Raw genomic sequence first — 7,982 nt, 5'->3', positions numbered from 1 at the left:
GCGATGGTGCTCAAGCCCCGCTTCGTCGTGCTGGACGAGCCGACCTCGGCGCTCGATCGCTCGGTGCAGTCGCAGATCGTGACGCTGCTGCGCGACCTCCAGCGCGCGCGCGGGCTCGCCTACCTGTTCATCAGCCACGACCTGAAGGTGGTGCGTGCGCTGGCGAACTACGTGCTGGTGATGCAGAACGGCCGCGTCGTCGAGGAGGGCCCGGCCGACGCGATCTTCGCGCGGCCGAAGACCGAGTACACGCGCACCCTGTTCTCCGCCGCCTTCGCCCTGAAGAGCGACACGGTGGCGGACGTGGAGCCGGTCTGAGGCATGCCCCGCACCCTGCTGATCGTGCTCGATTCCGTCGGCATCGGCGGCGCGCCCGATGCCGTCCGCTACGGCGACGCGGGCGCCGACACGGTGGGGCATATCGCTGAGGCCTGCGCGGAGGGACGCGGCGACCGCGCGGGCCTGCGCACGGGGCGGTTGCGCCTGCCGCACCTGTCGGCCCTCGGTCTCGGCCTCGCGGCCGAGGGCGCGACCGGGCGGATACCGCCGGGCTTGGCGCCCGACGGACCGGTGCGCGGCGCCTACGGCCACGCCATCGAGACCGCCGCCGGCAAGGACACCCCATCCGGCCACTGGGAGATCGCGGGCCTCGCCCTGCGCGAGCCGTGGGGCCACTTCCCGGACCGCAGCCCGGCCTTCCCCGAAGCGTTGACCCGCGCCCTGATCGCGCGGGGCGGCCTGCCGGGCATCCTCGGGAACTGCCACGCGTCGGGCACGGCGATCATCGACGAACTCGGGCCCGGGCACGTCCGGACGGGAGAACCGATCTGCTACACGTCCGCCGACAGCGTCTTCCAGATCGCCGCGCACGAGGCGGCGTTCGGTCTGGAGCGGCTCTACGATCTATGCCGGATCGCCCGCGGCCTGTGCGACGCCTACCGCGTCGGCCGGGTCATCGCCCGGCCCTTCGCCGGTTCGCCGGAGGCCGGCTTCCGGCGCACCGCGAACCGGCGGGACTTCTCCGTGCCGCCCCCCGGCGACACCCTGCTCGATGCGGCGCGGGCGGCGGGCCGCAGCGTCGTGAGCGTCGGCAAGATCGGCGACATCTTCGCCCACCGCGCCACGGGCCGCGAGATCAAGCCCGGCGGCAACGCCGCCTGCCTCGACGCGGCGCTCGCCGCCCTGCGCGATCTGCCCGACGGCGGCCTCGTCTTCGTCAACCTCGTCGACTTCGACAGCGAGCACGGCCACCGCCGCGACGTGCCGGGCTACGCCGCCGAACTCGAAGCCTTCGACGCGCGCGTACCGGAGATCCACGCCGCCCTTCGCGCGGACGACCTCTGCGTCATCACCGCCGACCACGGCAACGATCCGACCTGGGCCGGCACCGAGCACACCCGCGAGCAGGTGCCGATCCTCGCCTTCGGGCCGGGCATCGCGGGCAGACCGATAGGCCGGCGCGACACGTTCTGCGACATCGGCGCGTCGGTGGCACGCCATCTCGGCGTGTCCCTTCCCGCCGGGACGCCGTTCCTGTGAGGCTTCCATGATGCGAGACGACGACGGCGTGCGCCGGCCGGCCACGCACGCGATCGGGCAGGGCCTCGACGCGCTGTCGGTGGACGAACTCGACGCGCGGATCGCGCTGCTGCGCGCCGAGATCGCGCGGCTGGAGGCGGCACGGGTCGCGAAGCAGGCGGCGCTCGGCGCGGCCGACGCCTTCTTCAAGCGGTAGGCGCGGAGCGTCCGGACGGGTCCGCCCCATGCGACCGTCGAAGCCGGATCAATATCGCGTCGTCAGCGCGTTGAGCCACGCCGGCGAGGCGTCGACCAGCACCGCCTCGATCCGCTTGTCCGCGCCGGCCAGGATCACGATCCCGGTGAGCACGAGGATCGCGCCGAGCGCCGCCTTCAGCCCCCTGCCGACGCGCATCAGGCGGTCGCGCCACCCCATCAGCACGGTCCGCGACAGGGCGCCCAGCACCAGGAGCGGCAGGGCCGCACCGAGGCCGAACAGCAGCATGGTGAGCGCCACCGTGCCGAGGTCGCGCCCCTGGGCGGCCAGGATCGAGGCGGCGCCGAGCGTCGGGCCGACGCAGGGGGACCAGACCGCGCCGAGCAGCAGCCCGACGCCGAACTGCCCCCACAGGCCGGTGGTCCTGAACCCGCCGAAGCGGGACTCGGTCCAGTTGGCGAGGGGGCCGGCGGCCACGGCGAGGCGCGTCTGCGCGACCGGCACCACGAGGACGATCCCGACGAGGACCAGCAGGATCGCGGCCACGCGGCGGAACAGGTCGCCGTCGAGGCCGAGGCCGAACCCGATCGTGGCGACGAACAGGCCGATCGCCACGAACGCGAGCGCCAAGCCGGCCGCGAGCGCGGCCGGGCCGTAGCGGTGCTCGGAGGCGGCCGCGCCCAGCACCAGCGGCAGCAGCGGCAGCACGCAAGGGGAGAGCGTCGAGAGCAGGCCCGCGAGGAAGGCGAGGCCGAGGCTGGCGGTCATGTCGGGCGGCGCGAGGTCAGAGCGTCTTCTCGACCAGGCCCTCGATCCACTCGGGCTGGGTCTCTCCGACGGAGCGGCCGGTCTCGATCGCGCCCTTGTAGGCGATCAGCGTGCTCTGGGTGCGGACGTTGAGCTGGCGCAGCAGGTCCTTCCGGCTATCGAAGTCGATGTCGAAGATCTGCAGGTCCTTGAAGCGGGGATCGGCGCTGAGCTTGGCCAGGATCGGCTTCTGCGTCCTGCAGATCGGGCACCAGGGCGCGCTGACTTCGACGAGGATCGGCTTGCCGGCCCGCTGCGCCGCGTCGAAGGCGGCCTGCGAGTAGGCCATCATCTCGCCGGCCCGCGCCGCGGAGGCGCCGGCCAGGGGGACGAGGGCGAGGAGGGTGAGAAGCTGGCGGCGGTTCGTCATGGCGTGGCTGGCCCCCGGTTGCGGCGGGCCCGGCCGGCAAGGGCCGGGCAGGTGACAATCACAGGTGACGGATCAGTTGCTGGCTGCGGGCACGGGGAAGCTGTGGTCCCACTTGCCGCCCTGGCTGTCGGAGGCCGCGACCTTGACCGGGCCGGCCCCCTCGGGGCGCATCGCGAAGCCGATGACCGGGTTCGATGAGACCGAGATGTCGCCCTCCATCGTGAAGACGTTGCGCGCGCCCTGGCTCACGCTGATCCGGTCGAGGTAGCGCGCGGGCGTGTACTCGCGGGTGACTTGGTTCATCTGCATGCCCGAGAAGTTCGGGTGGCGGATCATCAGCGTCGCCTCGACGGGCTTTCCCGCTTGGGCCTCGCCGGAAAACTTCATCCGCATGTCGCCCATGCCCTTCATCGCCTCCTCGTCGCTCATGCCCATCGGCGCGGAGCAGCCGCCCGATGCCTTCACGAAGATCTCCGATTCGACGAGGCGGCCGTCCGCCGTCTCGGCCACGGCGTGGACGTTGGTGTAGGTGTTGACGCGAACCCGCATCCTGAGCTGAACCGGTTCGCCGGCCGGCCCGAACTCGACGTGGGCGGCGAGCGGTGCCGGGTTGTCGTCGATGATCAGGTAGAGGCCGCGCACCTGATCCTTGTCGGCCACGGTGAGGGTGACGGGCACGAGGGAGGCGTCGTCCGCCCGCGCCGGCATGTCGATGGTGACGAGCGTGCCGGCCTCGACCTTGCGCGCGCCGAACACCGATTGCCGCACGTCCTGCCACCGCGCCGCGCGCTCGGCCGCCCCGTCGCCGGCCGCCGCCATCGCGGCGCCGGCGCAGGCGAGCACCGGCAGCGCGACGCCGAGGGCGTGAACGGATTTCCGGATCGGATGGGGCACGGCGTTCTCCTCGGTCGTTTCTGTTCGTCGCGGCAGCGTGCTTGGCGACCGTGCTTGGCGACACCGCCGTCTCAGAATAGTCATAGGCCCGCGCGGGCGCCCGCGTCCGTGACCGCGGTCACAAACCTGGGTGCGCGCGATCAAAACATCGTACGTTCGCACCTGGGGCGGCGTCGAATCGCTCGCGAATCGGGAGGTCGAGGCACGCCATGCCGGTCGACGACAGGATCGAGCGCTGGATCGCGCGGTTCCCGGCCATCGCGGGTCTCAGCGCCGCTCACCTGCAGGTGGCGCGCGGCACCGTGCAGTTCCCGGTGCTGGCCGCGGGCGCGATCGCCTACGATCGCGACGGGCACTGCCCCCCAACTACGTGATGTGCCTCGATGGCCGCACGCGGGTCTACCGGACCTCGGAAGCCGGACGGGAGATGCTGCTCTACAAGGTCGGGGCCGGGCAGACCTGCCTGCTGACGACCCAGTGCCTGCTGTCCGGCGGCCTGTTCCAGGCCGAGAGCGTGGCGGAGGCCAACACCGAGCTCGCAGCCCTCCCGGCCGAGACCTTCCGGACCCTGATGGCCGACAGCGCCGCGTTCCGCGCCTTCGTCCTCGACGACTACACGCGGCTGCTCACCGATCTGTTCAGCCTGATCGATGAGATCGCCTACGCGCCGCTGGAGCAGCGCCTCGCCCGGCGCCTGCTGATCGAGGCCGACCGCGACGGCCTCGTGCACCGCACCCACCAGCAGCTCGCGGCCGACCTCGGCAGTGTCCGCGAGGTGGTGAGCCGCATCCTCGGCGGGTGGACCGACCTCGGCTACGTCGTCCTGCGCCGCGGTCAGGTCGAGATCGCCGACCGTCCGGCGCTCGCCGCCGTCCGCGCAGCCTGAGGCTGGCGCGCCTCAGCCCGCGCCGGCCCGGCGCAGCGCCCGCTCCTCCTCCACCAGCGCCCGGTGATGGCCGTCGCCGATCGCGTCCATCGGCGCCGGAAGCCGGATCGCCCGCGTCGGCTCGCCCGCGCGCATCACGAGCACCACCGTCTCGACATCGGCGCAGCCGGGATCGGCGCAGGCGATCTCGTTGACGGTCAGGGCATCGTCCGCGCTGAGGCCGAGGGCGGCCGCGAACGCAGCTTTCAGGTCCCGGGCGAGCACCGCCCGCTCCGCGGATCGCGTGCGCCACGCCCGCAGGCTGACGAAGGCCACGGCGTCAGCCTGCGGGCCGGTGCGGGGTCCGGGCGAACGCGACCCTGGTGCGGGCGGACGAGGGACGGCGGACGGCGTCGTGCATCGTGGAGGCTCCCGGTTGATGTGACAATGTTACGATCGCGTCGCCTGTCAAGGCAGAACCCTCGCGCGAACGGTGGGCAGCGGGTGTTCCCGCCCCGGTAAGCGCGGAAACCGGCGGGTCTGGGAACGGATCTGAAACCATCCCGAGGCTCGCTCGTAACTGCCGCAGGCTGTATTCACCGGGCGCGTGTTCGAGGAGTATCCCCTTGCGACCCTGGCGCGACGGACCGGGCGACCGGCGCGGCTACCACCACGGCAACCTCAAGGAGGCGCTGATCGAGGCGGCCCGCCGCTTCATCGCGGAGCGCGGCATCGGCGGCTTCACCCTGGTCGATGCCGCGCGCCTCGTCGGCGTCACGCCGGCCGCGCTCTACCGGCACTTCCGCGGGCGCGAGGCCCTGCTCGAGGAACTGGCCGGCCGGGGCTTCGCCGCGCTCGCCGAGCGGCTGGCGCGCGCGCTCACCGCGCGCGGGACGCCCCTGGAGCGGTTCACGCGGATGGGCGAGGCCTACCTCGCCTTCGCCGAGGAGGAGCCGGGCTACTACGCCGCGATCTTCGAAACCCGCGGCGCGCACGCGGGCAGCGAGGCCGGTCCGCGCCCGAGCCCGTTCGACCTGATGGTCGAGGCGCTGCAGAGCACGTTCCCCGGGGGCTTCGGCGGCGTCGCGCCGCGCTTCATCGCGCTCGAGGTCTGGGCGCTGTCGCACGGCCTCGCAACGCTCTCGGCGGCCGGGCACCTGCCGAAGGGGCCGGGCATCCCCGACAAGTACGAGTTGCTGCGGGCCGGCGTCCTCGCCCTGGTCCACGGCGCGGGCGCGAAGGGGGATTGAGCCGCCGAGAGCAGGCCCCTTGAAAGGCTGCGGAGGCGCGCGCATGTTAACGCTGTTCACATGAACACCGGAGCCTTACCGTGAGCACATCCACCTCTTCCCCTTGGGCGAACGGCAAGGTCAGCCGCTCGGGCCCGTTTCCCCGTCGCTCCCTCGAGATCGGCGCGATCGTCGTGAGCTTCATCTACTGGTGGCCGGTCGGCCTCGCCCTCGTCGCCTGGAAGCTCGCGGGCTATCCGGCGCTCGGTGAGCTGCGGGATCTCGGCAGGCGCGGCATGGCCGGCTGGGAGGGCGGCAGCGCTCGCGCCTCGCGGTTCGCCCGCGCCTTCGAGGCCTCGCGCCGCGGTCCCAGCGGCAACTGGGCCTTCGAGGCGTACCGCAAGGCCGAACTCGACCGCCTCGACGCCCAGCGCCGCGCGCTTCAGGAGGAAAGCCGCGCGTTTGCCGCGTTCGTCGAGGAGCTGAAGCGCGCCAAGGACCGCGATCAGTTCGACGCCTTCATGGCCAAGCGCCGCGCGGACGGGACCGACACGTCGTTCACCGCCTGATCTTCCCTATCGTCGAATGACCGAGGGCCTTCCGCTAATGCGGGAGGCCCTTTTCGCGCGTGGAGCCCGCGCGGTCGCCGTCGCGTGTTGCGCGAGCGCCTGCCCTTGGGCAAAGCGGAGGCCGGCGCGGGGAGAGGGCAGGGCGATGCGGGCGGCAGTCACGGTGGTCGATCATCCCCTGGTCCAGCACAAGCTGACGCTGCTGCGCGACAGGAACCGTTCGACGCAAGGGTTCCGCAACCTGCTCAACGAGATCGGGATGCTGCTCGCCTACGAAGTCACCCGCGACCTGCCGCTGGAACCCGTGACCATCGAGACGCCGCTCCAATCAATGGAGGGCCGCCAGATCCAGGGCAAGAAGCTCGTGCTCGCCCCGATCCTGCGCGCCGGCGTCGGCTTCCTCGACGGCATGCTCTCGCTGCTGCCCTCGGCCCGCGTCGCCCACGTCGGGCTCTACCGCGATCCGGAGACGCTGGAGGCGGTGGAGTACTACTTCAAGGCGCCGTCCGACCTCGCCGACCGGACCGTGCTGGTGCTGGACCCGATGCTCGCAACCGCCAACTCCGCGGTCGCCGCGATCAGCCGCCTGAAGGAGCGGGGGGCGCAGGACCTCCGCTTCGTCTGCCTGCTCGCCGCGCCGGAAGGCATCACCCGCCTCCAGGGCGTCCACCCGGACGTGCCGATCTGGACGGCGGCGATCGACAGCCACCTCAACGATCACAGCTACATCGTTCCGGGCCTGGGCGATGCCGGCGACCGGATGTACGGCACGCGCTGATGGGCGCGCTCAGCGCTTGGCGCACAGGGCGAGCGCCGGCCCGTTCTCATGATGGGGATGGTCGAACGCGACATCGACCGAGAAATGCCGGTCGCGGAAGTAGGCGAGCAGGCTGTCGCGCTCCATCCAGACCGGGTGCGCTTCTGCGTCGCCGCTGAAGCCCCGCCAGGACAGGGCCGCACTCGGATAGGCGCGCTTTGCACCGCGGTACGCCGTTCGTCCGAGGGGTTGCAGGGCACCGAACAGCGCACGGTCGCTGCGCCCGGCGACGACCCCCTCGTCGTAGACGTGCGTCCAGAGGAACACGCGATCGGTGTTGGCACAGATCAGGTCCAGGAGCTTCAGGGGCTCGACCATGTGATACAACACGCCGCTGGCGACGATCACGTCCTCGCGCGCCCCCGCTTCGAGGTAGGGCACGAAGCTGCCGAGCTTGAACCGGGTCCGCTCCAGGCCGAGGAGTTCCTTGATGCACAGGCACTTCAGGAATGCACGCGGGTTGGCCTCGATACCCGTGACCGAGCGTGCGCCGCAGCGCTCGATCATCGCCGCGTGCGCGCCTTCGAGGGGGCCGAGTTCGAGGACGTCGAGCCCCTCGAACGGGCCCAGCACCGCGTTGGCCCAATCGATACGCTGATCCTCGAACAGAGCCGCATGGCCGGGTCGCGCATCGACGGCAAGGTGCTCCGGCATCCGGGAGGACCATTCTCCCTGGAACAGGTCGATCACGTTCTG

The 7,982-nt window shown here is 71.8% G+C and carries 11 protein-coding genes and 2 pseudogenes; 8 read left to right on the top strand and 5 right to left on the bottom strand.

Going from position 1 to position 7,982, the window contains the following annotated elements; genetic code table 11:
• The 3 genes and pseudogenes from ACFE8Y_RS19610 to ACFE8Y_RS19600 all read left to right on the top strand — a co-directional run.
• Positions 1–318 (top strand): annotated as a pseudogene (locus tag ACFE8Y_RS19610) (microcin ABC transporter ATP-binding protein); the annotation flags it as partial.
• Positions 319–321: 3 nt separating this feature from the next.
• Positions 322–1,539 (top strand): phosphopentomutase, encoded by a 1,218-nt coding sequence (locus ACFE8Y_RS19605; RefSeq protein WP_375466051.1) that lies wholly within the window; start codon positions 322–324, stop codon positions 1,537–1,539.
• 7 nt (positions 1,540–1,546) lie between these two features.
• Positions 1,547–1,735, top strand: a complete 189-nt coding sequence (locus ACFE8Y_RS19600; RefSeq protein ID WP_375466050.1) for a DUF1192 domain-containing protein — start codon at positions 1,547–1,549, stop codon at positions 1,733–1,735.
• A 48-nt stretch (positions 1,736–1,783) separates the two neighbouring features.
• On the opposite strand, the gene ACFE8Y_RS19595 is transcribed toward ACFE8Y_RS19600, so the two are convergent.
• The 3 genes from ACFE8Y_RS19595 to ACFE8Y_RS19585 form a co-directional block, all read right to left on the bottom strand.
• A complete protein-coding gene (locus ACFE8Y_RS19595) occupies positions 1,784–2,503 on the bottom strand; it encodes a cytochrome c biogenesis CcdA family protein (RefSeq protein WP_375466049.1) in 720 nt (239 codons plus the stop codon).
• Positions 2,504–2,519: 16 nt separating this feature from the next.
• Positions 2,520–2,912, bottom strand: a complete 393-nt coding sequence (locus ACFE8Y_RS19590; RefSeq protein ID WP_375466048.1) for a thioredoxin family protein — start codon at positions 2,910–2,912, stop codon at positions 2,520–2,522.
• Positions 2,913–2,984: 72 nt separating this feature from the next.
• Positions 2,985–3,806, bottom strand: coding sequence for a quinoprotein dehydrogenase-associated SoxYZ-like carrier (locus ACFE8Y_RS19585; protein ID WP_375466047.1), 822 nt, complete (start codon positions 3,804–3,806; stop codon positions 2,985–2,987).
• Between the two features lie 209 nt (positions 3,807–4,015).
• On the opposite strand from ACFE8Y_RS19585, the gene ACFE8Y_RS19580 reads away from it, so the two are divergent.
• Together ACFE8Y_RS19580 and ACFE8Y_RS19575 are read left to right on the top strand one after the other, a co-directional pair.
• Complete coding sequence (locus tag ACFE8Y_RS19580; RefSeq protein WP_375466046.1) at positions 4,016–4,180, top strand: hypothetical protein; 165 nt, start codon at positions 4,016–4,018, stop codon at positions 4,178–4,180.
• Positions 4,180–4,692: a Crp/Fnr family transcriptional regulator gene (locus tag ACFE8Y_RS19575; RefSeq protein WP_375466045.1), complete on the top strand. Its 513-nt coding sequence runs from the start codon at positions 4,180–4,182 to the stop codon at positions 4,690–4,692. Before ACFE8Y_RS19580 ends, ACFE8Y_RS19575 begins: the two co-directional genes overlap by 1 nt.
• 12 nt (positions 4,693–4,704) lie before the next feature.
• Here the strand turns inward: ACFE8Y_RS19575 and ACFE8Y_RS19570 are convergent, their stop codons facing one another.
• Entirely contained in the window at positions 4,705–5,007 is a 303-nt protein-coding gene (locus tag ACFE8Y_RS19570; protein WP_375466044.1) for a hypothetical protein, read from the bottom strand.
• A 290-nt stretch (positions 5,008–5,297) separates the two neighbouring features.
• Here ACFE8Y_RS19570 and ACFE8Y_RS19565 point away from each other — a divergent pair, with 290 nt between their 5' ends.
• The 3 genes from ACFE8Y_RS19565 to upp all read left to right on the top strand — a co-directional run bounded on the left by ACFE8Y_RS19565 (position 5,298) and on the right by upp (position 7,247).
• A complete protein-coding gene (locus tag ACFE8Y_RS19565; protein WP_375466043.1) occupies positions 5,298–5,921 on the top strand; it encodes a TetR/AcrR family transcriptional regulator in 624 nt (207 codons plus the stop codon).
• A gap of 80 nt (positions 5,922–6,001) precedes the next feature.
• Entirely contained in the window at positions 6,002–6,469 is a 468-nt protein-coding gene (locus ACFE8Y_RS19560) for a DUF2852 domain-containing protein (RefSeq protein ID WP_375466042.1), read from the top strand.
• Positions 6,470–6,614: 145 nt separating this feature from the next.
• On the top strand, positions 6,615–7,247 hold the full coding sequence (upp, locus tag ACFE8Y_RS19555) for a uracil phosphoribosyltransferase (protein WP_375466041.1): 633 nt from the start codon (positions 6,615–6,617) through the stop codon (positions 7,245–7,247).
• Positions 7,248–7,256: 9 nt separating this feature from the next.
• Here upp and ACFE8Y_RS19550 read toward each other — a convergent pair.
• A pseudogene (locus ACFE8Y_RS19550) lies at positions 7,257–7,982 on the bottom strand (hypothetical protein); the annotation flags it as partial.

Origin of the sequence: uncultured Methylobacterium sp. (genome assembly GCF_964242245.1) — a bacterium.
Taxonomy (GTDB): Bacteria; Pseudomonadota; Alphaproteobacteria; order Rhizobiales; family Beijerinckiaceae; genus Methylobacterium.
Note: the sequence above shows the minus strand (reverse complement) of the source record. Positions and strands in the feature narration are given on the sequence as shown.

Coding starts and splice junctions, on each gene's coding strand:
- ACFE8Y_RS19605 (WP_375466051.1), top strand. CDS start 322: ATGCCCCGCACCCTGCTGATCGTGCTCGATTCCGTCGGCATCGGCGGC.
- ACFE8Y_RS19600 (WP_375466050.1), top strand. CDS start 1,547: ATGATGCGAGACGACGACGGCGTGCGCCGGCCGGCCACGCACGCGATC.
- ACFE8Y_RS19595 (WP_375466049.1), bottom strand. CDS start 2,503: ATGACCGCCAGCCTCGGCCTCGCCTTCCTCGCGGGCCTGCTCTCGACG.
- ACFE8Y_RS19590 (WP_375466048.1), bottom strand. CDS start 2,912: ATGACGAACCGCCGCCAGCTTCTCACCCTCCTCGCCCTCGTCCCCCTG.
- ACFE8Y_RS19580 (WP_375466046.1), top strand. CDS start 4,016: ATGCCGGTCGACGACAGGATCGAGCGCTGGATCGCGCGGTTCCCGGCC.
- ACFE8Y_RS19575 (WP_375466045.1), top strand. CDS start 4,180: ATGTGCCTCGATGGCCGCACGCGGGTCTACCGGACCTCGGAAGCCGGA.
- upp (WP_375466041.1), top strand. CDS start 6,615: ATGCGGGCGGCAGTCACGGTGGTCGATCATCCCCTGGTCCAGCACAAG.